This is a genomic window from Micromonospora sp. NPDC048868 (genome assembly GCF_043198195.1).
Taxonomy (GTDB): Bacteria; Actinomycetota; Actinomycetes; order Mycobacteriales; family Micromonosporaceae; genus Micromonospora; species Micromonospora reichwaldensis.
This window is the reverse complement of record NZ_JBICUN010000005.1, coordinates 105,514-130,334: the sequence shown is the minus strand read 5'-3', so window position 1 is coordinate 130,334 and position 24,821 is coordinate 105,514. Positions and strand designations below refer to the sequence as shown.

General features: G+C 74.3%; 23 protein-coding genes. 12 read left to right on the top strand and 11 right to left on the bottom strand.

The window, feature by feature from the left end:
- Entirely contained in the window at positions 1-1,038 is a 1,038-nt protein-coding gene (locus ACGFNF_RS10050) for a DUF1775 domain-containing protein (RefSeq protein WP_393167041.1), read from the bottom strand.
- Between the two features lie 271 nt (positions 1,039-1,309).
- Here ACGFNF_RS10050 and thrS point away from each other — a divergent pair, with 271 nt between their 5' ends.
- Complete coding sequence (thrS, locus tag ACGFNF_RS10045) at positions 1,310-3,310, top strand: threonine--tRNA ligase (RefSeq protein ID WP_393167039.1); 2,001 nt, start codon at positions 1,310-1,312, stop codon at positions 3,308-3,310.
- A 61-nt stretch (positions 3,311-3,371) separates the two neighbouring features.
- Here the strand turns inward: thrS and ACGFNF_RS10040 are convergent, their stop codons facing one another.
- A complete protein-coding gene (locus tag ACGFNF_RS10040; RefSeq protein ID WP_393167037.1) occupies positions 3,372-4,109 on the bottom strand; it encodes a D-Ala-D-Ala carboxypeptidase family metallohydrolase in 738 nt (245 codons plus the stop codon).
- 224 nt (positions 4,110-4,333) lie between these two features.
- Here ACGFNF_RS10040 and ACGFNF_RS10035 point away from each other — a divergent pair, with 224 nt between their 5' ends.
- Both ACGFNF_RS10035 and ACGFNF_RS10030 read left to right on the top strand, forming a co-directional pair.
- Positions 4,334-4,846 carry an HIT domain-containing protein gene (locus ACGFNF_RS10035; protein ID WP_199729380.1) on the top strand — a complete coding sequence of 171 codons (513 nt, stop codon included), beginning with the start codon at positions 4,334-4,336 and terminating at the stop codon, positions 4,844-4,846.
- A gap of 188 nt (positions 4,847-5,034) precedes the next feature.
- Positions 5,035-6,093 carry an aldo/keto reductase gene (locus ACGFNF_RS10030; RefSeq protein WP_393167035.1) on the top strand — a complete coding sequence of 353 codons (1,059 nt, stop codon included), beginning with the start codon at positions 5,035-5,037 and terminating at the stop codon, positions 6,091-6,093.
- Between the two features lie 30 nt (positions 6,094-6,123).
- On the opposite strand, the gene ACGFNF_RS10025 is transcribed toward ACGFNF_RS10030, so the two are convergent.
- Positions 6,124-8,286, bottom strand: a complete 2,163-nt coding sequence (locus ACGFNF_RS10025) for an elongation factor G-like protein EF-G2 (RefSeq protein WP_393167033.1) — start codon at positions 8,284-8,286, stop codon at positions 6,124-6,126.
- Between the two features lie 251 nt (positions 8,287-8,537).
- On the opposite strand from ACGFNF_RS10025, the gene pgsA reads away from it, so the two are divergent.
- The 8 genes from pgsA to ACGFNF_RS09985 all read left to right on the top strand — a co-directional run bounded on the left by pgsA (position 8,538) and on the right by ACGFNF_RS09985 (position 15,547).
- The gene (gene pgsA, locus ACGFNF_RS10020; protein WP_101409171.1) at positions 8,538-9,170 is read left to right on the top strand and encodes a phosphatidylinositol phosphate synthase; all 633 of its coding nucleotides are present in this window, start codon (positions 8,538-8,540) and stop codon (positions 9,168-9,170) included.
- A gap of 43 nt (positions 9,171-9,213) precedes the next feature.
- Complete coding sequence (locus tag ACGFNF_RS10015; protein WP_393167031.1) at positions 9,214-10,146, top strand: phosphatidylinositol mannoside acyltransferase; 933 nt, start codon at positions 9,214-9,216, stop codon at positions 10,144-10,146.
- Positions 10,147-10,161: 15 nt separating this feature from the next.
- Positions 10,162-11,322: a glycosyltransferase family 4 protein gene (locus ACGFNF_RS10010; protein WP_393167029.1), complete on the top strand. Its 1,161-nt coding sequence runs from the start codon at positions 10,162-10,164 to the stop codon at positions 11,320-11,322.
- 12 nt (positions 11,323-11,334) lie between these two features.
- Complete coding sequence (locus ACGFNF_RS10005) at positions 11,335-11,829, top strand: hypothetical protein (RefSeq protein WP_393167334.1); 495 nt, start codon at positions 11,335-11,337, stop codon at positions 11,827-11,829.
- 222 nt (positions 11,830-12,051) lie between these two features.
- Positions 12,052-12,969: a pyridoxal 5'-phosphate synthase lyase subunit PdxS gene (gene pdxS, locus ACGFNF_RS10000; protein WP_357579197.1), complete on the top strand. Its 918-nt coding sequence runs from the start codon at positions 12,052-12,054 to the stop codon at positions 12,967-12,969.
- A 102-nt stretch (positions 12,970-13,071) separates the two neighbouring features.
- Complete coding sequence (gene pdxT / locus ACGFNF_RS09995; protein WP_393167332.1) at positions 13,072-13,677, top strand: pyridoxal 5'-phosphate synthase glutaminase subunit PdxT; 606 nt, start codon at positions 13,072-13,074, stop codon at positions 13,675-13,677.
- A gap of 345 nt (positions 13,678-14,022) precedes the next feature.
- Positions 14,023-14,772, top strand: coding sequence for a YebC/PmpR family DNA-binding transcriptional regulator (locus tag ACGFNF_RS09990; RefSeq protein ID WP_393167027.1), 750 nt, complete (start codon positions 14,023-14,025; stop codon positions 14,770-14,772).
- 112 nt (positions 14,773-14,884) lie between these two features.
- Complete coding sequence (locus tag ACGFNF_RS09985; protein ID WP_393167025.1) at positions 14,885-15,547, top strand: DUF402 domain-containing protein; 663 nt, start codon at positions 14,885-14,887, stop codon at positions 15,545-15,547.
- A 64-nt stretch (positions 15,548-15,611) separates the two neighbouring features.
- Here the strand turns inward: ACGFNF_RS09985 and ACGFNF_RS09980 are convergent, their stop codons facing one another.
- The 7 genes from ACGFNF_RS09980 to ACGFNF_RS09950 form a co-directional block, all read right to left on the bottom strand.
- A complete protein-coding gene (locus ACGFNF_RS09980) occupies positions 15,612-16,676 on the bottom strand; it encodes an ABC transporter permease (protein WP_393167024.1) in 1,065 nt (354 codons plus the stop codon).
- The gene (locus ACGFNF_RS09975; RefSeq protein ID WP_393167022.1) at positions 16,673-17,566 is read right to left on the bottom strand and encodes an ABC transporter ATP-binding protein; all 894 of its coding nucleotides are present in this window, start codon (positions 17,564-17,566) and stop codon (positions 16,673-16,675) included. Before ACGFNF_RS09975 ends, ACGFNF_RS09980 begins: the two co-directional genes overlap by 4 nt.
- Positions 17,567-17,647: 81 nt before the next feature.
- Complete coding sequence (locus tag ACGFNF_RS09970) at positions 17,648-18,367, bottom strand: response regulator (protein ID WP_393167021.1); 720 nt, start codon at positions 18,365-18,367, stop codon at positions 17,648-17,650.
- Positions 18,364-19,650, bottom strand: a complete 1,287-nt coding sequence (locus ACGFNF_RS09965; RefSeq protein ID WP_393167019.1) for a sensor histidine kinase — start codon at positions 19,648-19,650, stop codon at positions 18,364-18,366. The genes ACGFNF_RS09970 and ACGFNF_RS09965 overlap by 4 nt, the downstream gene beginning before the upstream one ends.
- Before the next feature lie 127 nt (positions 19,651-19,777).
- Complete coding sequence (locus tag ACGFNF_RS09960; RefSeq protein ID WP_393167017.1) at positions 19,778-20,728, bottom strand: permease prefix domain 1-containing protein; 951 nt, start codon at positions 20,726-20,728, stop codon at positions 19,778-19,780.
- Positions 20,725-21,066: a PadR family transcriptional regulator gene (locus ACGFNF_RS09955; RefSeq protein WP_089001033.1), complete on the bottom strand. Its 342-nt coding sequence runs from the start codon at positions 21,064-21,066 to the stop codon at positions 20,725-20,727. The genes ACGFNF_RS09960 and ACGFNF_RS09955 overlap by 4 nt, the downstream gene beginning before the upstream one ends.
- Positions 21,067-21,199: 133 nt before the next feature.
- On the bottom strand, positions 21,200-21,835 hold the full coding sequence (locus ACGFNF_RS09950) for a hypothetical protein (RefSeq protein ID WP_393167015.1): 636 nt from the start codon (positions 21,833-21,835) through the stop codon (positions 21,200-21,202).
- 233 nt (positions 21,836-22,068) lie between these two features.
- On the opposite strand from ACGFNF_RS09950, the gene ACGFNF_RS09945 reads away from it, so the two are divergent.
- Complete coding sequence (locus tag ACGFNF_RS09945; RefSeq protein ID WP_393167013.1) at positions 22,069-23,643, top strand: protein kinase; 1,575 nt, start codon at positions 22,069-22,071, stop codon at positions 23,641-23,643.
- A 224-nt stretch (positions 23,644-23,867) separates the two neighbouring features.
- On the opposite strand, the gene ACGFNF_RS09940 is transcribed toward ACGFNF_RS09945, so the two are convergent.
- Positions 23,868-24,767: an NmrA/HSCARG family protein gene (locus ACGFNF_RS09940; RefSeq protein WP_393167011.1), complete on the bottom strand. Its 900-nt coding sequence runs from the start codon at positions 24,765-24,767 to the stop codon at positions 23,868-23,870.
- Positions 24,768-24,821 lie beyond the last annotated feature (54 nt).

The window sequence follows — 24,821 nt, the reverse complement described above, 5'->3', positions numbered from 1 at the left end:
TCAGCGGGCGGCGGCCGGCCTGCCCGGCGACTGCGCCCCGGCGGCGGACGCACCGGCCCCGACGGCGGGCGCGCCGGCCGGCACGTGCGGGACGCGTTCCGGGGCGACGTGCTCATCGGCCCCGGCAGCGCGCCCGTCCGGCTCGACGCCGGTCGCGCCGGGCCGGGCGGCGGCCGGCCCGGGCCCGTCCGGGTCGGTCCGGGGCGTCGGGTCCTCCCGCAGCACCGACAGGTCGACCGGCTCGGCCGGCTCGGCCGGCTCGGCCGGCTCGCGGCGGCGCCAGCGGCTGACCAGCCAGCCGATCGCCGCGCCCCCGCCGAGGCCGGCGAGCAGCCCGGCGGCCAGCATCCCGTCCGCGTTCCCGCCGCCGCCCGGGGCGTCGCCGGCCGCCGGCCCACCCGCCGCCCGGGCCCCCGCCGCCGGGACGTCGCCCGCCCCGCCAACCGCCGCCCCGGGCGCCGGGGCGGCGGCGTGCCCGCCGTGCCCGGCCGCCGCGCCGGGGGCCGCCGGCAGCAGGGTGAGCGTCGGCGCCCGGCGAGCCCCGGTCGGCCCGGCCCAGCGCACCACCGTGCCGTCGGCGTACGTGCGCAGCACCTCGAAGGTGAGCCGGTCGGTCTGCGGCAACGGCCCCATGGACAGGGTGAGCCGGGCCGGGCCGGGAGCCGTGCCGGGCATCCGGACCCAGGTCACCGCGCTGGTCACCTCGTCGACCCGGGACGAGTGGATGCCGGCGACCGGCTGGTCGAGCCTGCGGGAGGTGATCCGGGGCGCCCAGCCGGGCACCGACATCGGATAGACCTCGGCGATCGGGGCGTCGGCCGGCAGCCGGATCTCGATCCGCTCGGCGCGGGCGCCCGGCAGTTCGTCGGGCACCACGAACTCCAGTTTCACCGCACCGCCCTGTCGCGCCTGCGTCGGGCTGGTCGTCACGTCGGCCGCGTACGCCGGGGCGGGCCAGGTCAGCACCCCGGCCGCCGCCAGGACTGCCACCGTCGCGGCCCGGCGCCGGGGCCGAGGCTCGGGCCGCACACCGTGCATCGTCGCCATCGTCGGTCCCATCCGTCTCCAGGGGCCGGCACGGTTCCGGCCACGTCCGGTAGTTCGGATGCGGGGACGCAAAGGTTCAACGCAGGGCTCAGGACGCCGGCCGGGCCCGGCGCGCTCGGCCCGGCCGGGGTGCCGACGGGGCGGCGCCCGTCCCACGGACCCGGGGGCGGTGGCGTCGGCGACCGTGCCGGCGGGGGCGACCGATAGCATCGCAGGAGCCGAACGTTCGGCGTCATCCGTGCCGTCTGCTGGAGGAGTCACCGTGTCCGCACCCCGTACCCCCGCCGTGGCCGACCCCGTCGTCGTCGCCGCCGGGACCACGGCGGCCGACGCGGTGGCCGCGGCCGGTCTGCCCGCGTCCGGCCCGAAGGCGATCGTGGTGGTCCGCGACCCGCAGGGCCAGCTGCGCGACCTGGACTGGGCCCCGCAGGCCGACACCGAGGTCGAGCCGGTCAGCCTCGACTCGCCGGACGGGCTCAACGTGCTGCGGCACTCCTGCGCGCACGTGCTCGCCCAGGCCGTGCAGGACGTCTTCCCGGAGGCCAAGCTCGGCATCGGCCCGCCCATCGAGAACGGCTTCTACTACGACTTCGCCGTCGACAAGCCGTTCCAGCCGGACGACCTCGGCAAGCTCGAGAAGCGGATGCAGGAGATCGTCAAGTCCGGCCAGCGGTTCCGCCGCCGGCGCTTCGGCAGCCTCGACGAGGCGAAGGCCGAGCTGGCCGCCGAGCCGTTCAAGCTGGAGCTCATCGACGTCAAGGGCGAGGGGCTGGACACCTCCGAGGTGATGGAGGTGGGCGGCGGCGAGCTGACCATCTACGACAACCTGGCCGCCAAAGAGGACAAGGTCTGCTGGTCGGACCTGTGCCGGGGCCCGCACCTGCCGAACACCCGGCTGATCGGCGCGTTCAAGCTGATGCGCTCGGCCGCCGCGTACTGGCGCGGGTCCGAGAAGAACCCGCAGCTCCAGCGGGTCTACGGCACCGCCTGGCCGACCCGGGACGAGCTGAAGGCGTACCTGAAGCTGCTGGAGGAGGCCGCGCGGCGCGACCACCGCAAGCTCGGCGTGGACCTGGACCTGTTCAGCTTCCCCGACGAGCTGGGTTCGGGCCTGGCGGTCTTCCACCCCAAGGGCGGCATCATCCGCCGGGAGATGGAGAACTACTCGCGCATCAAGCACGAGCAGGCCGGCTACGCCTTCGTCAACACCCCGCACATCACGAAGGGCCACCTGTACGAGGTCTCCGGGCACCTGGACTGGTATGCCGACGGCATGTTCCCGCCCATGGAGGTCGAGGGCGCGAGCTACTACCTCAAGCCGATGAACTGCCCGATGCACGACCTGATCTTCCGGTCCCGGGGGCGGTCCTACCGCGAGCTGCCGCTGCGGATGTTCGAGTTCGGCACGGTCTACCGCTACGAGAAGTCGGGCGTGGTGCACGGCCTGACCCGGGTACGCGGCATGACCCAGGACGACGCGCACATCTTCTGCACCGAGGAGCAGATGGCGGGCGAGCTGAAGTCGCTGCTCGTCTTCGTGCTCGAACTGCTGCGTGACTACGGCCTGGACGACTTCTACCTGGAGCTGTCCACCCGCAACCCGGAGAAGTCGGTCGGCACCGACGAGAACTGGGAGCGGGCCACCGAGGCCCTGCGCTCCGCCGCCGAGGAGTCCGGGCTGGACCTGGTGCCCGACCCGGGTGGCGCGGCCTTCTACGGCCCGAAGATCTCGGTGCAGGCCAAGGATGCCATCGGCCGGACCTGGCAGATGTCCACCATCCAGGTCGACTTCAACCTGCCGGAGCGCTTCGGGCTGGAGTACCAGGCAGCCGACGGCACCCGGCAGCGGCCGGTGATGATCCACCGGGCGCTCTTCGGCTCGATCGAGCGCTTCTTCGGGGTGCTCACCGAGCACTACGCGGGCGCGTTCCCGGCGTGGCTGGCCCCGGTGCAGGTGGTCGGCATCCCGATCCGCGAGGACCACACCGACTACCTGCACGGCTTCGTCGCCGCGCTGCGCGCCGAGGGCGTCCGCGCCCAGGTCGACGCGGGCGACGACCGGATGCAGAAGAAGATCCGCACCGCGCAGCAGCAGAAGGTCCCGTTCATGGTGATCGCCGGCGACGACGACGTGGCCGCCGGCACCGTCTCGTTCCGCTACCGGGACGGCTCGCAGCGCAACGGCGTGCCGGTCGCCGACGCCGTGGCCCACGTGCTCGACGTGGTCGGCTCCCGCACCAACGTCGGCCCGTCCGCCGCCTGACCCGCGACGCACCGAAGGCCCCCCGCGCCGCGGGGGGCCTTCGTCATGGGGTCGTCAGGTGTCAGATCCCGCAGCTCGGCGCGGACCAGCCGCCGACCGCCCCGACGTGGGTGTGGTCGTTGTGACCCGGGTAGCCGGGGCCGAGGATGTTGCCGAAGCCGTGGTAGCGGGCCTGCTGGGCGAGGCGGCAGAACGAGGGCGACCCGACCAGGTCGACGCCGTCGCCGTAGAGGTGCCGGCTGTTCGAGGCGCCGCCGACCGCGCTGTTGCACGAGTAGCTGCGGAAGCCGCTGCTGATGTTGATCGACACGCTGCCGAGGGCCTTGCGCATGGCCTGGAGCTTCCACATCGACACCAGCGCGTTGAACCGGGCGGTGCTCGCGGAGACCGCGCCACCGGACCAGGTGCTGTTGCACCGGTTCAGCTCGGCGTAGCTGAAGTTGACCGGGGTGCAGTCGTCGTCCTGGAGCGCGTAGAGCTGGTTCTGGGTCGCCGGCCCCGCGATGCCGTCCGCGGCCAGGCCGTACGCCTGCTGGAAGCGGATCACGGCGGACCGGGTGGCCGGGCCGAACGAGCCGTCGAGGGAGAGCTGGGCGTTGTAGCCGGGGTAGCCGGCGAGCCGGATCTGCAGCTGCCGGACATCCTCGCCGGTGGCGCCCTGGGCGAGGACGCGTCCCCATGTGTAGCAGCCGTCCGCCTGCGCGGGGCTGCTGGTCGCCACCACGCCCACGAGGGCGGTGGAGGCGGCGAGTGCGCAAGCGGCGAGCGCCCGGCCAAAGCGGCGGAATGCGGTTCTCACGATGGGCTCCCATCGACAAGGGATGATGTCTGTGGATGGATTCTTCATTCACGTTCATCAGTTCGTCAAGAACTTTCACCCCCTATCCGTCCCCCTGAACGCGATCCGGGCCCCAGGGGGGCGTCGGGGGCGGGCGCGGACCGGCGTACGGCGTCCGGAGCGACCGTCGCCGGGAACGTAGGATCGGTGGCGTGACTGGGGTGGAACGGCACATGGACAGCGGCATGGCCGACGGCCTGGAGCGGCTCTGGACTCCGCACCGGATGACCTACATCTCCGGGGAGGACCGGCCCGAGGGCGGCTACGAGCGGCCCGCCGGCTGCCCGTTCTGCCGGGCCCCGGGGCTGGCGCCCGAGGAGAGCCTGGTGGTGGCCCGGGGCGAGCACGTGTTCGCGGTGCTCAACCTCTATCCCTACAACCCCGGGCACCTGCTGGTCTGCCCCTACCGGCACGTGGCCGACTACACCGAGCTGGACCTGGCCGAGACCACCGAGCTGGCGGCGTTCACCCAGACCGCCATGCGGGTGGTACGCAAGGTGAGCAATGCGCACGGGTTCAACCTGGGCATGAACCAGGGCGGCGTGGCCGGCGCGGGCATCGCCGCGCACCTGCACCAGCACGTGGTGCCCCGCTGGGGCGGCGACGCCAACTTCATGCCCGTGATCGGGCAGACGAAGGTCCTGCCGCAACTGCTCACCGACACCCGCGACCTGTTCACCCGGGCCTGGCCGACCTAGACCGACCCTCGCTCTTCCCGGCGGTCCGTGACGGTGTGCGGCTCCGCCTGCGGGCCCCGCCCCGCCCGCCGGCCCCGCTCCCGCACCGATCGACACCCCCCGAGTCCGGGCCGGTCGGCGGCTGCGGGCGGTCGTGTCGTCGGCAAACTTCCCGCCCCTGGCCGGGCGCGAGGTGGCACGATCTGGCGATGGCAGTGACGACGCGGACGTTGGGCCGCAGCGGCATCGAGGTCAGCGCCCTCGGCATGGGGTGCTGGGCGATCGGCGGCCCCTGGGCCGAGGGCAGCCAGCCGCTGGGCTGGGGCGCCGTCGACGACGACGAGTCGGTCCGTGCGATCCGGCACGCGCTCGACCTCGGCGTGACGCTCTTCGACACCGCCGACACCTACGGGGCCGGGCACGGCGAGCGGGTGCTCGGCCGGGCCCTCGCCGGCCGGCGCGACGAGGCCGTGATCGCCACCAAGTGGGGCTGGACCTTCGACGAGGCCACCCGCCAGGCCACCGGCGAGGACCCCTCCCCGGCGTACCTGCGGCGGGCCGTCGCGCACTCGCTGCGCCGGTTGGGCACCGACCGGATCGACCTCTACCAGCTGCACCTGGCGGACCTGCCGGTGCCGCGGGCCGAGGCGCTCGTCGGCACCCTGGAGGACCTGGTCGCCGAAGGGCTGATCCGGGCGTACGGCTGGAGCACCGACCGCCCCGACCGGGCCGCCGCGTTCGGGCGCGACGCCCGGCACGCCACCACCGTGCAGCACACGCTGTCGGTGCTCCGGGACGCCCCCGAACTGCTCGCCGTCTGCGACAAGTACGACCTCGCCAGCGTCAACCGGGGACCGCTGGGCATGGGCCTGCTCTCCGGCAAGTACACGGCCGGCTCCACGCTGCCCCGCGACGACGTGCGCGGGGTGGCCCCCGGTTGGCTGGAGTGGTTCCGGGGCGGCCGGCCGGCGCCGGAGTGGCTGCGCCGCGTCACCGCCGTGCGGGCGGCGTTGACCGCTGACGGGCGTACCCTCGCGCAGGGCGCGCTCGGGTGGCTCTGGGCGCGCAGCGACCGCACCGTCCCGATTCCCGGCTGCCGCACCGTGGCCCAGGTGGAGGAGAACGCCGGGGCCCTGCGCCGGGGTCCGCTGCCGGCCGACCAGTTCGCCGAGGTGGAGCGCCAGTTGGCCGCGCTGCGCTCGGCCGCCCTCCGCGACGCCGACCGCCCTCACCGGCCGAGCCCGCTGCCTCCCACCGCCCGCCCCTGACCCGGCCGGGGACCGGTTGCCCGCCGGTGCTCAGGGGTGGGTGGGGTGTTCCTTGCGGAGCTGGTCGGCCAGGTGGGCGGGCATCGGGTCGTAGCGGACGAAGTGGCGGCGGAACGTGCCGGTGCCCGACGTCATGGAGCGCAGCTCGACCGCGTAGCGGAGCAGCTCCGTGGCCGGTACCTCGGCCCGGACCACGGTGCGTCCCTCGGCCTCGGGGTCGGCCTCGGTGCCGAGCACCCGGCCACGCCGGCCGGACAGGTCGCCCAGCACCGCGCCCACCGAGGAGTCGGGCACCCGGACCGCCACCTCGTCGATCGGCTCCAGCAGCGCCGGCTGCCCCTTACCGGCGGCGTCGCGCAGGGCGAGGGCGCCGGCGGTCTGGAAGGCCGCGTCGGAGGAGTCGACGCTGTGCGCCTTGCCGTCGACGAGGGTCACCCGCAGGTCCACCACCGGGTGGCCGGCGACCAGGCCGCGTTCCATCTGGGCGCGTACGCCCCTCTCGACGGAGGGGACGTAGTTGTGCGGCACCGCCCCGCCGACCACCCGGTCGACGAACTCGAATCCGGCGCCGGGCGGCAGCGGCTCGACCTCGATGTCGCAGACGGCGTACTGGCCGTGGCCCCCGGACTGCTTGACGTGCCGGCCGTGCCCCGACGCCCCGACGGTCAGCGTCTCGCGCAGCGCGACCCGGACGGGCTCGGTGTCCAGCTCCACCCCGCCGGCGCGCAGGCGCTCCAGCACCACGTCGGCGTGCGCCTCACCCATGCACCAGAGCACCAGCTGGTGGGTCTCCGGGTTGCGCTCCAGCCGCATGGTGGGGTCGCCGGCGACCAGGCGGGCCAGGTTGCGCGCGAGGGCGTCCTCGTCGGCGCGGCTGCGCGCCACGACGGCCACCGGCAGCAGCGGCTCGGGCATCTCCCAGGGCGCGATCAGCAGCGGGTCGTCCTTGGCGGAGACGGTGTCGCCGGTCTCCGCGCTGCCCGACTTGGTGATCGCGCAGATGTCGCCGGCCACGCAGACGCCCACCTCGCGCAGGCTCGCGCCCAGCGGCGTGTAGATGTGGCCGACCCGCTCGTCGGCGTCGTGGTCGGGGTGGCCGCGCTCGGCCATGCCGTGCCCGGAGACGTGCACGGTCTGCTCGGGGCGCAGGGTGCCGGAGAAGACCCGGACCAGGGAGACCCGGCCGACGTGCCGGTCCACGGTCGTCTTGACCACCTCGGCGACCAGCGGGCCGTCCGGGTCGCAGGTCAGCGGCGGTCGGGGGGAGCCATCCACCCCGGCGACCGCCGGCAGCTCGTGCTCCAGCGGCGAGGGGAAGCCGGCGGTGAGCACCTCCAGCAGCGCGTCCAGCCCCACGCCGGTCTCGGCGCAGACCGGCACCACCGGGTAGAAGTGACCGCGGGCGACCGCCTTCTCCAGGTCGTCGACGAGCACGTCGGTGCCGATCTCCTCCCCGTCGAGGTAGCGGTCCATCAGGGACTCGTCCTCGCTCTCGGCGATGATCCCCTCGATCAGCTCGTTGCGGGACTCGACGATGGCGGGCAGGTGCTCCGGGTCCGGCTCGCGTACCTCGGCCGGCAGGCCGGCGGTGTAGTCGAAGACCCGGCGGGTGATCAGGCCGAGCAGGCCGACGGTGGAGATCCCGTCGTCGCCGAGCATCGGCAGGTAGAGCGGGAGCACGTTGTCGCCGAAGACCCGCTGGCACAGCGCCACGGCCTCGTCGAAGTCGGCGCGCGGGTGGTCCAGCCGGGCCACGGCCACCGCCCGGGGCATGTCGACCGCCGCGCACTCCTCCCAGAGGGCGGCGGTGGCGGCGTCCATCCCGTCCACGGCGGAGACCACGAACAGTGCCGCGTCGGCGGCCCGCAGCCCTGCCCGCAGCTCGCCCACGAAGTCGGCGTAGCCGGGGGTGTCGAGCAGGTTGACCTTGACCCCGCCGTGCAGCAGCGGGGCGCAGGCCAGGCTCACCGAGCGCTGCTGGCGTACGGCTGCCGGGTCGTGGTCGCAGACGGTGGTGCCGTCGGCGACGTTGCCGGCCCGGCCGATCGTGCCGCTCGCCGCGAGCAGCGCCTCGACCAGGGTCGTCTTGCCCGCCCCGGAGTGCCCGACGAGCACCACGTTACGGATCCTGCCGGGCTCGGTCACCACCGGCGCGCCGCCGGCGGCCCCCTTCTCCTGACTCTTCTGCGCCATGGGGCGCACCTCCCTCAGCCGTGGTTGGTGGCGACCGCCGCGCGCGACGGGGAAGCGGCCCGGTCGGGTTCCGCGGCGACATCCTCCGGTGTGGTGCCGGTTTGCGGGTAATCAACGGGCGGGTGGGTGAGCTGGCTCACTTCCCTGCCTCGATCTCACACCCGATCCGGGGCCGGCACAAGGCTCCGTCCCGCGGGTCGCCTGACCGGCCGTACCGCTGCTGCTACGCGGACCGTTATCGTGGGACCGCCATGGCGAAGATCTTCCAAGTGTCGGCCCGCGCGGGGATGACCCGTGTCGTCGAGCCGGTCGCACGCCGCCTGCTCCGAGCGGGCGTAACTCCCAACGCGGTCACCGTGGCGGGCACCCTCGGGGTGCTCGTCGGCGCGCTCGGCTTCGGTGCCCGCGGTCATCTGGTCGCCGGGGCCCTGATAGTCACCTTCTTCGCGCTCACCGACCTGCTCGACGGGACGATGGCCCGGATGAGCGGGGGCTCGACGAAGTTCGGGGCGTTCCTCGATTCGAGCATGGACCGGGTCGCCGACAGCGCCGTCTTCGGCGCGGTGGCGTACTGGCTGGCCACCCAGCACCAGTACTCGGGCGTCGCCGCCGCGCTGCTCTGCTTGGCCGCCGGCGGGCTGGTCTCCTACGTCAAGGCCCGCGCCGAGGGGCTCGGCATGACCTGCAACGTGGGCATCGCCGAGCGCACCGAGCGGCTGCTCATCGTCGGCGTCGGCGGGCTGCTCACCGGCTTCAACGTCAAGCCCGCACTGGAGATCGCGCTCTGGCTGCTCGCCGCCGTGTCGATCTTCACCGTGGGCCAGCGCATGGCGCACGTCTACCGCCAGGCCCAGCGGGTGCACACCCCGGGCGGGCAGGGGTGAGCGCGACACCCGCGGGTCTGCCGCGGGCGGGGGGCCGGCGCCGGTGAACCTCACCGAGCTCGGCTACGTCGCCGGGTGGCGCGTGATCCGCGCGCTGCCCCGGTCCGTCGCGGCGGCGGCGTTCCGGGCGGGCGCCGACCGCGCCCACCGTCGCGGCGGCGGGGGTACGACCCGACTGCGCGCGAACCTGCGCCGGGTGGTCGGCCCCGACCTGCCGGAGGCCGAGCTCGACGAGCTGGTCCGTCGCGGCCTGCGCTCGTACGCCCGGTACTGGCTGGAGGCGTTCCGGCTGCCCGCGCTCAGCCGGGCGGAGATCCTGGCCGGCTTCCGGCTCGACGGCGAGGAGAAGCTCGCCGCCGACGTGGCGGCCGGCCGGGGCGCCGTGGTGGCGCTGCCGCACGCCGGCAACTGGGACGCCGCCGGCGCCTGGGTCGCGGCGACCGGCTGGCCGATCACCACCGTCGCGGAGCGGCTCAAGCCCGAGGCCGTCTACCAGCGCTTCCTCGCCTTCCGCCGGAGCCTGGGCATGGAGATCCTGCCCACCCACGGGGGCGAGCGCAACGCCTTCGACGTGCTGGTCGACCGGGTCCGGGCCGGCACGGTGGTGCCCCTGCTGGCCGACCGCGATCTCTCCGCGCGGGGCGTGGAGGTCGAGTTCTTCGGCCACCGCACCCGGATGCCCCCGGGCCCGGCCCTGCTCGCGCTGCGCACCGGAGCGCCGCTCTACGTCGCCTCGATGTGGTACGAACCGGACGCGGCGTGCGCCTCGATCGAGGGACCGCTGCCGCTGCCCGGCCCGGAGGAGGGCCCGCTCGACCAGCGGGTCCGGTCGCTGACCCAGCGGATCGCCGACGGTCTGGCGGCGGGCATCGCCCGGCATCCGGAAGACTGGCACATGTTGCAGCGGATGTGGCTGGACCAGCACGGCACGGGTCGCGACGCGGCCCGGCCCTCCCCGGCCGCCGGACAGGCGTAAGGGAGGCGTTTGCACGTGCGCATCGGCATCGTGTGCCCGTACTCCTTCGACGTGCCCGGCGGGGTGCAGAACCACGTCATGGACCTCGCCGAGGCGCTGATCGGGCTCGGGCACGAGGTGAGCGTGCTCGCCCCGGCCGACGAGGACTCCCCGCTCCCGCCGTACGTGGTGCCGGCGGGACGGGCCCTGCCCCTGCCGTACAACGGCTCGGTGGCCCGCATCGCCTTCGGCCCGGTCTCCACCGCGCGGGTGCGGCGGTGGATCATCCGGGGCGAGTTCGACGTGCTGCACGTACACGAGCCGCTGACCCTGAGCCTGTCGCTGCTGGCCGTGCTCTCCGCCCGCGGCCCGGTGGTGGCGACCTTCCACACCGCGATGACCCGGTCGCGGGCGCTGGCCGCCGCGCAGGGCGTGCTCCAGATCGTGCTGGAACGGATCACCGCCCGGATCGCGGTGAGCGCCCTGGCGCGCAAGGTGCAGGTCGAGCACATGGACGGCGGGGCCGTGGAGATCCCCAACGGGGTGGCCGTCGCGAAGTTCAGCCACGCGCAGCCCCTGCCGGGCTGGCCGGGGGAGTGCCCGCCGGGCCGCGACGGGGCGATCGGGTTCCTCGGCCGGTTCACCGAGGCCCGCAAGGGCTTCCCGATCCTGCGCGACGCCTTCGTCGAGCTGGCCCGGCAGCGGCCCGGCCTGCGGCTGCTGGTGGCCGGGCCCGGCGACGCGGACGACCTGTTCGGGCGGTTCCCGGCCGACCTGCGGGACCGGGTGACCTTCCTCGGGCTGGTCTCCGAGGCGGACAAGGCGCGGATGCTGCGCAGCGTGCACCTCTACGTGGCGCCGAACACCGGCGGCGAGTCCTTCGGCATGATCCTCACCGAGGCGCTCGCGGCGGGCACGACCGTCGTCGCCAGCGACCTCGACGCGTTCCGGCGGGTGCTCGACGGCGGCCGGGCGGGCCGGCTCTTCCCGACCGGCGACCCGGCCGCGCTGCGTACCGCCCTCGCCGACCTGCTCGACGATCCCGGCGCCCGGGCCGCGCTGACCGCCTGCGGCGACCAGGTGGTGGCCACCTTCGACTGGCCGGTGGTCGCCCGGCGGGTGTTGGAGGTGTACGCGGCGGCGATCGAGGCCACCGACGGGCGGGTCATGGACACCGAATGGGTGGGGCTGGACTAGACGATGTCGCGCATGTGGTGGGTGGTGCTCGCGGCCCTGGTCGTCGGGCTGGTGGCGGCGTACCTCGTCTGGACCGCCGGCCGGGTCGCCCGGCTGCACGCGCGGGCGGAGCTGGCGGCCCGCGCCCTGGAGGCCCACCTGCTGCGCCGGGCGGCCGCCGCCGCGGTCCTGGCCGAGCGCCGCTACGGCGTCGAGCTGTACGCGGCGGCGCGGATCGCGCTGGACGCCGAGCCCGACGAGCGGGAGGCCGCCGAGAACGACCTCACCCGCCAGTTGCGGGCGGTGGAGCTGGACCCGGCGGATCCGGGCTGCGAGGCGGTGATCGGCGCCAGCCGGCGGCTCGCCCTGGCCCGTCAGGTGCACACCGACCTGGTCCGCGACGCCCGCGCGGCGCGGGGTCGCCCGCTGGTGCGCCTGTTGCGGATGGGGCGCCGACGCCCCTGGCCGACCTACTTCGACATCGACGACCCCACCCTGACCGTCCCGGCTGACGTCCCCGCCACCTGACCCAGCGCGCGTCCCCGCACGGGAGCATCGCGTGCGGGGAGGGGACGGACTTCGCATCCGGGAGCAGCGGGACGGGCGGGGGGGGGGGGGGGAACCACGCGGGGCCGGTGATGGCTGCCACAGTGCAGGCCACCGTGGGTCTGATTGGCTGTCGGATCGGCGTTGGAGCCGTCGTAGCATTTCCGCAGCCACCCCCCGAGCATGTTCGAGGAGCGATGACCCGTGCCCGAAACCACTGCCCAGCACGCTAGCGCCAGCCCCGTCACCGGCACCGCCCGCGTCAAGCGCGGCATGGCCGAGATGCTCAAGGGTGGCGTGATCATGGACGTGGTCAACGCCGAGCAGGCCAAGATCGCCGAGGACGCCGGCGCCGTCGCGGTGATGGCGCTCGAGCGGGTGCCCGCCGACATCCGCGCCCAGGGCGGGGTGTCCCGGATGAGCGACCCCGACATGATCGACGGCATCATCAACGCCGTCTCCATCCCGGTCATGGCCAAGGCCCGGATCGGTCACTTCGTGGAGGCGCAGATCCTCCAGTCGCTCGGCGTCGACTACGTCGACGAGTCCGAGGTGCTGACCCCGGCCGACTTCGCGAACCACATCGACAAGTGGGCCTTCACCGTCCCCTTCGTCTGCGGGGCGACCAACCTCGGCGAGGCCCTGCGCCGGATCACCGAGGGCGCGGCCATGATCCGCTCCAAGGGTGAGGCCGGCACCGGTGACGTCTCCAACGCCACCACCCACATGCGCAAGATCCGCCAGGAGATCCGCCGGCTGAGCTCGCTGCCGACCGACGAGCTGTTCGTGGCCGCCAAGGAGCTCCAGGCGCCGTACGAGCTGGTCAAGGAGGTCGCCGAGAGCGGCAAGCTGCCGGTGGTGCTCTTCACCGCCGGGGGGATCGCCACCCCGGCCGACGCCGCGATGATGATGCAGCTCGGCGCCGAGGGCGTCTTCGTCGGCTCCGGCATCTTCAAGTCCGGCAACCCCGCGCAGCGCGCCGCCGCGATCGTCAAGGCCACCACCTTCCACGACGACCCGGACGTGCTGGCCAAGGTCTCCCGGGGCCTGGGTGAGGCGATGGTCGGCATCAACGTCGACGAGATCCCGCAGCCGCACCGCCTGGCCGAGCGCGGCTGGTGAGCTGTCAGGAAGGGCACCTTCCTGTCGCCTGGTGCACAGGAAGGTGCCCTTCCTTACACAGCAACCGAGCCGGCACGTTCGTTACGAGAGGAACGGCAGATGATCGACGCACCCGTGATCGGCGTGCTCGCCCTTCAGGGGGACGTCCGCGAGCACGTCGCCGCGCTGGCCGAGGCCGGCGCGGACGCCCGCCCGGTACGCCGCCCGCAGGAGCTGGACGCGGTGGACGGGCTGGTCATCCCCGGCGGTGAGTCGACCACGATCAGCAAGCTCGCCGACATCTTCGAGATGCGCGAGCCGATCGACAAGCGCATCGCCGACGGCATGCCGGTCTACGGCTCCTGCGCCGGCATGATCATGCTGGCCACCGAGGTCCTCGACGGCCGGCCCGACCAGCGCGGCTTCGCCGGCATCGAGATGACCGTACGGCGCAACGCGTTCGGCCGGCAGGTCGACTCGTTCGAGGCGCCGGTGGGGGTCACCGGGGTCGAGGGCGGGCCGTTCCACGCGGTGTTCATCCGGGCGCCGTGGGTCGAGCGGGTCGGCGCCGGCGTCGAGGTGCTCGGCACGGTGACCGAGGGCCCGGCCGCAGGGCGGGTCGTGGCGGTGCGGCAGGGCAACCTGCTGGCCACCTCGTTCCATCCCGAGCTGACCGGCGACGCGCGGGTGCACGCGTACTTCGTGGCGATGGTCCGGGCGTCCCGCTGAGTGGCGGCGACGGGTCCCGCCGCCGCTACCGGCCCGGCTTGGAGGACCGGTGCGAACAGCGGTCCACCTCCGGGTTCAGGGTGCTGGGCTCGTACGGCTTCGGGGCCTGACCGCAGCCGCGTTTTCGTCCCGTCCGTCCCGTTACGGGCGGCCGGGGCGGGGCGGCGGCACGCGGCGCGGTGACAGCGACCCGCCGGGCGTCGGTAGGATTGCCGAGATTCGGCGGGGCCAGCTGCCCGTCCACGGCTTTCCCGCAGGGCTGCCCGGCACCACCGCGTGCGCCGGCGGGAGCGGGGGCGTGCGCGGTCGGTCGATGCAGACGGCGGGTAGCAACGGAGGTAGCAGATGTCCGGCCACTCAAAGTGGGCGACGACCAAGCACAAGAAGGCGGTCATCGACGCCAAGCGCGGCAAGATGTTCGCCAAGCTGATCAAGAACGTCGAGGTCGCCGCGCGCACCGGCGGCGGTGACCCGGCCGGCAACCCGACGCTCTACGACGCCATCCAGAAGGCGAAGAAGAACTCGGTCCCCAACGACAACATCGACCGCGCCGTCAAGCGCGGCTCGGGCCTGGAGGCCGGCGGCGCCGACTGGCAGACCATCATGTACGAGGGCTACGGCCCCAACGGCGTGGCGATGCTGATCGAGTGCCTCACCGACAACCGCAACCGTGCGGCCACCGAGGTGCGCACCGCGCTGACCCGCAACGGCGGCTCGCTCGCCGACGCGGGCTCGGTGTCGTACATGTTCTCCCGCAAGGGCGTCGTGCTCGTCCCCAAGGCCGGCACGACCGAGGACGACGTGATGATGGCGGTCCTCGACGCCGGCGCCGAGGAGGTCAACGACCTGGGCGAGGCGTTCGAGGTGGTCTCCGAGCCGACCGACCTGATCGCCGTCCGCACCGCGCTCCAGGACGCCGGCATCGAGTACGAGTCGGCCGAGTCGTCGCTGATCCCGAGCGTCAACGTCCCCCTCGACGAGGAGGGCGCCCGCAAGATCTTCAAGCTGATCGACGTCCTGGAGGACTGCGACGACGTGCAGAACGTCTACGCGAACTTCGACGTCTCCGACGAGATAGTTGAACAACTCGCCTGAGGGACCCGAGTAGTAGGGCTTCTGGTCGGCGACCCGGTCGATCGGGATTCCGCCGGACTCGCCGGGTCCGTGGTAGGGGGTGCGCCGCCCCGCGCTGGCTAGGCTGCGGGGCGTGGACCACTCGGGCCGGGCGGAGCGAGACGATGGTGGGGCGGGCGACGTTGGCCGGTTCGCGCCGGGCGACGTCGTGGTCCGGCGCGAGATCCTGCGCGGCGAGGTGTGGTTCGGCTGCCCGACGATCTGCGTCGAGGACACGCCGGACCTGCTCGTGCTCTACCTGCCCCCGGGCGCGGAGTTCGGTTTCCCCGAGGCCGGCGGCTTCCCGTGCGGGCGGCACCCGTGGCAGGTCGCCGGGCACCGGGCGTGGAGCGGGCACGGCAAGCTGATGCTGCACCGCCCGGGTGAGGCGCACTCCGTGGACGTCTTCTGGACCGGCCCGCAGCGCGCCTTCGCCGGGTGGTACTTCAACCTCCAGGAGCCGGTGCGGCGTACCCCGATCGGGGTGGACACCCTCGACCACGAGCTGGACCTCTGGTGGGGCGCCGGCGCCGACCGCTACGTCTGGAAGGACGTGGAGATGTTCGCCCAGCGCCTGGAGGAGGGGCGCTACCCGGGGATGGCCGACGCGATCCGGGCCGAGGGCGACCGGATCGCCGCCCTGCTCGACGCGGGGGAGCGCTGGTGGGACGAGGCCTGGTCGACCTGGCGTCCGGACCCGGCCTGGCCCATGCCGGCCCTGCCGACCGGCTGGGACACGGTCCCACCGACCCGCTGATCGCCGCCGGCCGCACGTGCCGCGGCCGGCGCCGACGGGCCGGGTGGCCCGCCGGCGCCGGTGCTCAGCCCAGCGTCTTCTCGCGCGACCGCCACGCCGCCCGCACCGAGGTGCGGCCGTTGGTGCGCAGCAGCGAGCCCTCGTACACCCGGGCCCCGGCGGCCACGAACGCGGCGGCCGCGACCAGCAGCAGGGCCAGGGACACCAGCGGCTCCCAGCCGGCCGCGTCCCCCGTGAACAGCCGCAACGGCATGGCCGTCGGTGCGGAGAACGGCACATAGGACAGCACCCGCATGGCCGTCGCGTTGTCGTTCAGGAAGATCACCGCGAAGAACGGCAGCATGACCGCGAGCTGCACCGGCGTCGACACCCCGGCGATGTCCTCCTGCCGGTTCACCAGTGCGCCGGCCGCCGCCCACATGGCCGCGACCAGCACGAAGCCGAGCAGGAAGAACGGCAGGAACCAGCCGATCGCCGGGGCCAGCAGCGAGAGCAGCCCGCCGCTGTCGCCGAACTGCACACCGACCAGGGCGACGAGGGCGACCAGGGCGATCTGCCCGAGCGCCAGCACCGTGCCGGCGATCATCTTGCCGGCCAGCAACGCCCGTACCGGCACCGCCGCGACCAGGATCTCCACGATCCTCGTCTGCTTCTCCTCGACGATGCTCTGCGCGATCTGCACGCCGAAGGTCTGCGAGGTGACGAAGAAGATGAACGCGAAGGCGAACGGCACCAGGAAGGCCACCACCGGGTCCACCGCGTCGGGGTCCAGCAGCCGGACCGCGGGCTGCGTGCTCAGCGCCGCCACCACGTCGTCGGGGGCCTCGTCCATGGCCAGCACCGCCGGCCCGGAGACCACCGCGGCGTCGACGTCGCCGTCGCGTACGGCCTGCTCGGCGGCGCGGTCGTCGGGGACCGTACGGACCTCCAGCCCCGCCTCGCGCAGCGGGCCGGCCGCCGACGCGGTCGCCGCCACGCTCGACGGGCCGCCGGAGAGCAGCGGCGGCAGGATGGTCGCGGCGGCGGCGATCAGCAGGAAGAACAGGGTGCTGAACAGGAAGGTGCGGTCGCGCAGCTTGACTCGGATCTCCCGGCCGGCGACCAGCCGGGTGGCCTGCATCGTGTTCACTGGGCGACCTCTCGGAAGATCTCGGTGAGGGAGGGGCTGACCGGGCGGAACGCGCGGACCGGGCCGCGTGCCAGCGCCGCGTGCAGCACCGGCTGCTCGTCCGCGCCGGGGGCGAGGTCGAACACGGCGCGCGCGCCGTCCAGGTCGACGAGGGTCACCCCCGGCTGGTCCCGCAGCCAGCCGGCGTCGGTCTCCACCACCAGCTCGTACCGGGGCACGGTGTACGTCGCGCGTAGCTCCTCCCGGCTGCCGGCGGCCCGGATCACGCCGCCCCCGATGATCACCAGGTCGTCGCAGAGCCGCTCGACGACGTCCAGTTGATGGCTGGAGAACAGCACCGGCGCGCCCGCGGCCGCCCGCTCCCGCAGGACCGCCACGACCGTGTCCACGGCCAACGGGTCGAGCCCGGAGAACGGCTCGTCGAGCACCAGCACCTCGGGGTCGTGCACCAGGGCGGCGGCGATCTGCGCCCGCTGCTGGTTGCCCAGCGACAGCGTCTCCAGCAGGTCGTCGCCGCGCTCGGCGAGCCCGACCCGCTCCAGCAGCGCGTCCGTGTTGCGTCGCGCCGCGGCGGCGGTCATCCCGTGCAGCCGGCCCAGGTAGGTCACCTGCTCCCGGACGCTCATCTTCGGGTAGAGGCCGCGTTCCTCCGGCATGTAGCCGAAGCGCTGGCGGGCCTGCCGGCTCAGCGGAGCGCCCTGCCAGGTGATGTCGCCGGCGTCCGGGGCGAGCACCCCGAGGATGATCCGCATGGTGGTGGTCTTGCCGGCGCCGTTGCCGCCCACGAAGCCGGTCATCCGGCCGGCGGCCACGTCGAAGGACACGTTCTGGAGCACCCGCCGGTCGCCGAAGCTGCGGTCGACGCCGTCGAGGCGGAGCACATTGGTCACGGCGTCCACGCTAGAGCGCAGGCCACGCCCCGCCGTCCGCCCCGAGATCGAGCACGCCGTCCCCCTCATGGCGGAGCCGGGTCAGCCGCCGGGACGCACCACCCCGTGCTCGTACGCGAAGACCACCGCCTGCACCCGGTCGCGCAGGCCCAGCTTGGCGAGCACCCGGCTGACGTGGGTCTTCACCGTCGCCTCGCCCAGGTGCAGCCCGGCGGCGATCTCGGCGTTGCTGGCGCCGCCGGCGACCAGGACCAGGACCTCCCGCTCGCGGGGGGTGAGGTCCCGCAGCGCCGCCTCGGGAGCCGTTCTCGGGCCGCCCGGCGGGCCGGGCTCGCCGGGGCGGGCGAAGGTGGCGATCACCCGCCGGGTGAGTTCCGGGGCGAGCAGACCGTCGCCCCGGGCGAGCACCCGGATCGCCTCGACCAGGGCCTCCGGGGTGCCGTTCTTGAGCAGGAAGCCGCTGGCCCCGGCGCGCAGCGCGGCGAACAGGTAGTCGTCCCGGTCGAACGTGGTGAGGATCAGTACGGCCGGCCCGCCCGGCCCGTCCTCCCCGGCGGTGATCCGGCGGGTGGCCTCCAGCCCGTCGACCCCGGGCATCTCGACGTCCATCAGCACGACGTCCGGACGCAGCGCCCGGGCCATGGTGGCGGCGCGCTCCCCGTCGGCGGCCTCCCCGACGACCTCGATGTCGTCCTCCACCTCCAGGATGACCCGGAAGCCGGTACGGACCAGGTGCTGGTCGTCGGCGAGCAGCACCCGGACGGGACGGTCGGTCCCGGGCGCCTCCTGTCCGGCGCTCACGCGGGCCGCCCCACCGGCAGCGGCAGCGGGAACCGGGCCCGTACCCGCCAGCCGCCGCCGGCGCGCGGGCCGACCTCCAGCGCGCCGCCGTGGGTGGCGACCCGCTCGCGCATCCCGACCAGGCCGAGCCCGTCGGCGTTCGCGGGGCGGGTCGCCCGTCCGTCATCGGTCACGTCGACCTCCACCTCGTGTGCCAGGTAGCGGATGCGCACGTCGAGCGCGGTCGCGCCCTCGGCGTGCTTGAGCGTGTTCGTCACGGCCTCCTGGGCCACCCGGTACGCGGCCTGCGAGACCGACTCCGGCAGCGGCGTCGGGTCCCCGTACACGCCCATGGTGGCCCGCAGCCCGGCCTCGCGGGCGCGCTCGACCACGGCCGCGATCTGGTCGACTCCGGCCGGTCCCGGCTGGTCCGGGCGGTCCGGGCCGCCGTCGCGGGCGCGGAGCAGGCCGAGCATCCGGCGCAGCTCGTCGACGGCCGTGCGGGCGGTCTCCTCGATCGCGCTCAGCGCCGCGCGGGCCTTGACCGGGTCCTTGTCGAACACCCGGCGGGCGGCGGACGCCTGCACCCCCATCACCGACACGTGGTGGGCGACGACGTCGTGCAGCTCCCGGGCGATGCGGACCCGCTCGCCCACCACCGCGTGCTCGCGGATCTCGGCCTGCGAGCGGCGCAGCTCCTCGGCCCGTGCCTGCACCTCGTGCTGCCGCCGGGCGGCCAGCCACGCCGTCTCCCCGAAGAAGTACGCGAACCCGAAGTAGAGGCCGTTGACCAGCACCCCGTTCACCATGGCCGCGAGCAACGGGGGCACGGGCCCGACGGCGCGGGCGAACGCGTCCGGGGGGATGGTGGTGTAGGTGGTCGCGTAGTAGACCCCGAGCCACAGGAACATGGTGGCGATGACGCCGATCCGCAGCCGCCGGGACAGCCGCCGTTCCCGGCCCCACGCGCCCAGCGTGTAGAGGGCGGCGAACAGCGCCCACGAGGCGAGCTGCGTCTCCGGGGCGGAGCGGGCCTGCGCGGCGATGAACGCGATCGAGACCACCAGCGTGACGGCGGCGGGGAACCGGCGTCGCCAGATCAGCGGCAGGGTCACCGCGACGGTCCAGAAGACCTGTTCCGGGCCGGACGGCGGCGGGCCGAGCAGGAACGCACCGGCGCTGCGGGCCAGGGTCAGGCTGAACAGCGCCAGGACGGTCGCGGCCAGCCCGATGTAGACGTCCAGCCGGCGCTGCTCCGGGGTGGGCCCCGGGCGCCGCCAGTCCTCGTCGGTGTCGCTGTTCATCCAGGTCAGGATCTCATCCCGCCGGGCGGCGCCGGTCCGGCACCCGGCCGGGGCGGCCCGGCCCGTCGCGGGGCCGGCACGGCCACGGCCCGGCACGCGTGGCGCGCCGGGCCGTGACGGTGGTGGATCAGGTGCGGTTGCGCCACGTCTTGACGGCGCTGTCGAGGATGTCCCAGAGCGTCACCAGCACCGTGCCGGCGATCACGGCGGTCGCCACCAGGTTCAGGTTGTCGCCCTCGCCGAGCCACTCGAAACGGGCCACGAACTCGGGGTTGAGCAGCCGGTCGGTCGACATCAGCCAGACCACCGGCGCCGCGAACGCCAGGCCGAGCACCGCGTTGACCGCGACCAGCGACCAGGTCCAGCGCCCGACCCGGTACTTGGCGAACTCCAGGCCGATCGTGGCCACCAGCACCGCGATCAGGAACGGCAGCCAGAAGCTCCACAGCGCCGGGTCGAGGATCGGCAGGTTCTCGCCGTCGTCGGTGGGCACGAACGAGCGGAAGTGCTGCATCGGCAGGTAGGCGATGACCAGCGCCAGGAAGGTGACCGAGGCGGCGATGTCGGTGAGGGTGATCTGCCGGTCGGTCGTGTCCTCCGGAAGCTGGTCGACGCTCCACGCGGGCAGGTGCAGGGGGGTCTTGGTGCGCTCCAGCACCGCGAAGACCACTGTCACCCAGAAGGCGATCTGGACGGCCACCTGGAAGGCGGTGGTGATGCCCGCGCCGATCCCCTCGCCCGCGTTGCCGCCGTCGGCGACCCTGAGCAGGCCGGCCAGCACGCCGACCAGGGCCGGGATGAAGCTGAGCAGCAGCTTCATCAGCCGCGACCAGGCCAGGTAGTAGGCCGGGCCGATGAGCTGCAACCGGCGGTCGGCGTAGCGGGCGGCGAGCTTGTCCGGGTCGCCCAGTTCGGTGAGCACCTCCCGCTCGGCGGTGGTGGCGTCCTGCCCGCCGGCCGTACGGCCCTCGACCATGTCCGCGATCGAGGCGCGCAGCTCGGTGTCGATCTCCGCGCGGCGCGCGACCGGCACCGAACGCAGGGTCGCGGTGAGGTATCGGTCGGTCAGGGTGGTCATCGGTCGGCTCCTTCGATCAGCCCGGTCAGGGAGGTCTGCACTGTGGCGAGGTCGGTGAGGAGCCGGCCCAGCACCGACTCGCCCTCCTCGCTGGTCCGGTAGAACTTGCGTGGCCGGCTCTCCTCGGTGTTCCACTCGCTGGTCAGCAGCCCCTGCTCCTCCAGCCGCCGCAGCAGCGGGTAGAGCGTGTTGGCGTCGACCGGAAAGCCGTGGTCGGAGAGGCGTTGCAGCAACGCGTAACCGTAGTCGGGACGGCGCAGCGCGACGAGGCTCGCCACCACCACGGTGCCCCGACGCAACTCCTGGAGGTGCGTTCGCAGGATCTCATCGCTAACCATGCGTCACACCATACTGTGTGGCACACACTATCGTCCACCGCTACATCATCGTGCGCGCCAACATCAGCGTGTTCGGGCGAAACGGACGGCGGCGGACCCCTCGAAGGGATCCGCCGCCGCGGGTGCCGGTCGCTCAGCAGGACCGGCCCTCCCGGAAGCCGCGCTCGACGACGGACGCCGGCCCGACCTGGAGGTAGCCGACCCCCGGCCGGATCGGGTGGCCGGTGAACAGCTCCACCCGGGAACCGACGCGCACCAGATAGGCCGAGGCGTCGCCCGCGTCGTTGCGGATCATCGAGCCCCGCGGGCCGTAGATCTCCTCCAGGGCGGCGAAGGACATGCCCACCCCCGCCCCGGCGGGCGTGCGCGGCGGCGCGGTGGCGGTGCCCACCTCCACCAGCCGCCCGTCGCGGAAGGCCAGCAGGATCTTGCCTGCCCAGGCCCCGGTGACGCCGGCATGGACCGTGCCGTCGCAGCCGGTAGCCATCCAGTCGATGAGGCCGGCCGCCGACAGGCGGGCCAGGTCGGCCCCGATCCGGAACGGCCCCGCGCCCCGGACGCTGATGAGCCGGACCTCGTCGGGGTCGGCGGCGGCCGGGCGGGCGGCGCCGTCCGTACCCGCGCCGAATCGGCCGTCGGCACGTTCGGACAGGTTCCCGGCGACGGCGGCCGGCGTGGGCGCGGCGGCGGCGGGTGCCGCCGCGGTGATCGGCACGAGCCCGGCCGTGGCCAGCAGGGCGGTGACGACGGTGTACGAGAGACGGTGCACGGGGATCTCCTCCTCGGGAGTGCGGGTGTCCTTGTCCTGTTGGTCACCCGTCCGGCCGGGAAGGTTCGTCGGTTTCCCGACCGATGCGCCCGGACCGATGCGCCCGACCGGTGCGCCCCTGCCCGCCCGACGCGCCGACCCCGCGTGGCGGTCGCGGGCTGCCCCCGGCCCGCTGCGCCGTCTACTGTCGAGGCGGAACGGCGACCGGCGGTGCCGGTGTCGGGGGTGGTGCGGTGACCAGTCCGGGGCGGATCGGGCCCTACCGGATCGAGCGGCTGCTGGGCACGGGGTCGTTCGCGACGGTGTGGCTGGCCCACGACCCGGTGCTCGACTCCCGGGTGGCGATCAAGGTGCTGGCCGAGAACTGGCACCACGACCTGCGGGTACGGGAGCGCTTCCTGGACGAGGCCCGCCTGCTGCGCCGGCTCGACGACGAGCGGCTGGTCCGCGTCCACGCGGTCGGCGAACTGGCCGACGGCCGGCCGTACTCGGTGCTGACCTGGGCCGACGGCGGCAGCCTGCGCGACCGGCTGGCCGCCGGGCCGGTGCCGGCGCCCGCCGCCCTGGAGTTGCTGGCCGAGATCGCCGCCGGCGTCGCCGTCCTGCACCGGCACGGCGTGGTGCACCGCGACCTGAGCCCGGGCAACGTCCTGTTCCGCTCCGGCCCGGACGGCGAGCGGGTGCTGATCGCCGACCTCGGGCTGGCCAAGGCCCTCGCCGCCGCCTCCGGTCTCACCGCCCGGGCCGGCACCCCCGGCTACATGGCCCCGGAGCAGGACGACCCGTTCGCCATCGTCGACACCCGCGCCGACGTGTACGCGCTGGGCCGGCTCGGCCTCCGCCTCCTCGCCCCGGCTGCCGATGTCGGTGCCGCTCCAGGCGCCGCCCCCGGTGCCGTCGCCGTCGCACAGGCGGCGGGTGGGGGCGCCCCGCCGGAGGTGGCCGAGGTCCTGCGGCGGTCCACCGCGCCCCGCGCCGTGGACCGGTACCCGGACGCCACCGCCTTCCGCGCCGCCCTGCGCCGCCCCGCCCCGGCCGCCTCCGCCCCAGCTGCCTCCGCTCCCGTCCCGGCCGCTCCCGTCCCGGGCGCCCCTGCACCGGCCGCCCCTGCACCGGCCGCCCCTGCACCGGCTGCCCCTGCGGCGGCTGCCCTCGCCTCGGCCGCTCCCGTGCCGGCTGCCCCCGCCCCGGCTGTCCCCGCGCCGGCCGCCGGGACGGTCAGGCATCCGGCCCGGCGGGCGCGCACGGAGGGGCGGCCGGTCGCCCGGCGGCGGCTCGGCACGCTGGCGCTGGGGATCCTGGCCCTCCTGGCGGCCCTGTCCACCGCCGGCGACGACACGGCGGGCCGGCGGGACGCCGGAAGCTGGACGAGCGGGCCGGTCACCGTCGCGCTGCCGCCCGGGTGGCGGGCCACCGGCACCGGCTGGGCCGGCCGGTACGGACCCGACGGCCGGCTCGAACCGGCATTGGTGATGTCGCCCGACCCGCACCGGTGGGCGGCCGACCCCACCGTGCCGGGTGCCTTCGTTGGGCTCTCCGCCAGCATCGCCGCACACACCAGCCCGGCGGGATTCGTCGCCGAGCGTCCCCACGCGGCGTGTGTCGCCGCGCCCGTACGCCGCACCCGACAGGCGGGCGTGGACTGGGTGGTGGCCCGGTTCACCTGTGACCGGGGGCGGCCCGAGGTGGTCGAGGCCGCCGGGCTCGCACCCGGCCGCGCCGGCCTGGTCTACGTGCAGATCACGCCCCCGGCCGGCAGCCGGGCCGACTTCGTCGACACGCTGCTGGCCGGGGTGAGGGTGGGCTAGTGCCTCGTCAGGTAGCCCTGCACGGGTACTCCGCGCTGCGTGGGCCGCCGAGCCGGTCCGCGAGCGGGAGGATCGGATGACGCTGTCGAGCTGAGTCGTCTGTGACATCAGGCGTCGTCCGGGCCACTGGGGGCACCAGGGGGCGGTGAGTCGTCTGCGACATCAGCTCGACAGCGTCGTACGTGCGGATCCGCCACCGACGGACACCGCTCTGGGACGAGGCACTAGCTCTCCCGGGGTCCGCCCCGTTCCGCGCGCTCCCCGGCCCGGTCCTCCCCGTGCGGAGCGGACGCCGCCGCCCGGCCGAGGCGGTCGCGCAGGAACTCCTCGAACGTCAGCAGCCAGGGGAACCGGTTCCGCAGGCCGGCGATGTCGGCCTGGTATCCGCTCTCGGCGAACCAGGCGTACATGCGGTGCTCGACCGGCTGCGGTTCCAGGCGGGTGGGGGTGCCGGTGAGCGCCTCGTAGATCTCGGCGACCCGGGTGAAGGTCAGCTCGTCCCCGGCGATCTCGATCTGCGCGCCGAGGTGGTCCGCGGGGTGCGCGAAGGCGTACGCGGCGATGCGGCCCACGTCGTCGGAGGCGATCATCTGCAGCGGTCGGTCGGGAAGGACCTGGAGGCGCAGGACCCGTTCTCCCTCAGCGTCGGCGTGGTGGAGGAGATTGTTCATGAAGAACGCCGGGCGCAGGATGGTCGCGGGCAGGCCCGACGCCTGGATGTGCCGCTCGATCTCGGCCTTGGTCTCGAAGTGGTCGATGCCGGTCCGGCGCTCCGCGCCGCCCACCGAGCTGTAGACCAGGTGTGCGACACCGGTCTCCCCGGCCACGTCGGCGACCGTCCTGCCCTGCCTGACCTCGGCCGCGAGGCCGTCCGGAGTGTGTGCCAGGGCCTGGACGCTGAAGACACCGTGCACGCCGCGCATCGCCGCGCGTAGCGACCCGGCATCGTCCATGTCCCCCTCGACCAGGGTGGCGCCCTGCTCCGCGAGGAGGCGCGCGGCCGGCCTGGTCCGATCGCGGACGAGTGCCCGCACCTGCCAGCCGTCCTCAAGCAACCGGCGGGCCGTGGCGCCGCCCTGATTGCCGGTGGCGCCGGTCACGAGAATCGTCTTCCGCTCCGTCATGACGGTCCAGCCTAGGGAAACGGCAGGTCAGCCCGACGGCGAGGGGGCCGCCAT

Bases quoted from the DNA above. Each gene is read 5' to 3' on its own strand.
- pgsA (WP_101409171.1), top strand. From the start codon at position 8,538: ATGGCGAAGATCTTCCAAGTGTCGGCCCGCGCGGGGATGACCCGTGTC.
- ACGFNF_RS10035 (WP_199729380.1), top strand. From the start codon at position 4,334: ATGGCCGACGGCCTGGAGCGGCTCTGGACTCCGCACCGGATGACCTAC.
- ACGFNF_RS09940 (WP_393167011.1), bottom strand. From the start codon at position 24,767: ATGACGGAGCGGAAGACGATTCTCGTGACCGGCGCCACCGGCAATCAG.
- ACGFNF_RS10030 (WP_393167035.1), top strand. From the start codon at position 5,035: ATGGCAGTGACGACGCGGACGTTGGGCCGCAGCGGCATCGAGGTCAGC.
- ACGFNF_RS10005 (WP_393167334.1), top strand. From the start codon at position 11,335: ATGTGGTGGGTGGTGCTCGCGGCCCTGGTCGTCGGGCTGGTGGCGGCG.
- ACGFNF_RS10025 (WP_393167033.1), bottom strand. From the start codon at position 8,286: ATGGCGCAGAAGAGTCAGGAGAAGGGGGCCGCCGGCGGCGCGCCGGTG.
- ACGFNF_RS09955 (WP_089001033.1), bottom strand. From the start codon at position 21,066: ATGGTTAGCGATGAGATCCTGCGAACGCACCTCCAGGAGTTGCGTCGG.
- ACGFNF_RS10050 (WP_393167041.1), bottom strand. From the start codon at position 1,038: ATGCACGGTGTGCGGCCCGAGCCTCGGCCCCGGCGCCGGGCCGCGACG.
- ACGFNF_RS09965 (WP_393167019.1), bottom strand. From the start codon at position 19,650: ATGAACAGCGACACCGACGAGGACTGGCGGCGCCCGGGGCCCACCCCG.
- ACGFNF_RS09960 (WP_393167017.1), bottom strand. From the start codon at position 20,728: ATGACCACCCTGACCGACCGATACCTCACCGCGACCCTGCGTTCGGTG.
- ACGFNF_RS09990 (WP_393167027.1), top strand. From the start codon at position 14,023: ATGTCCGGCCACTCAAAGTGGGCGACGACCAAGCACAAGAAGGCGGTC.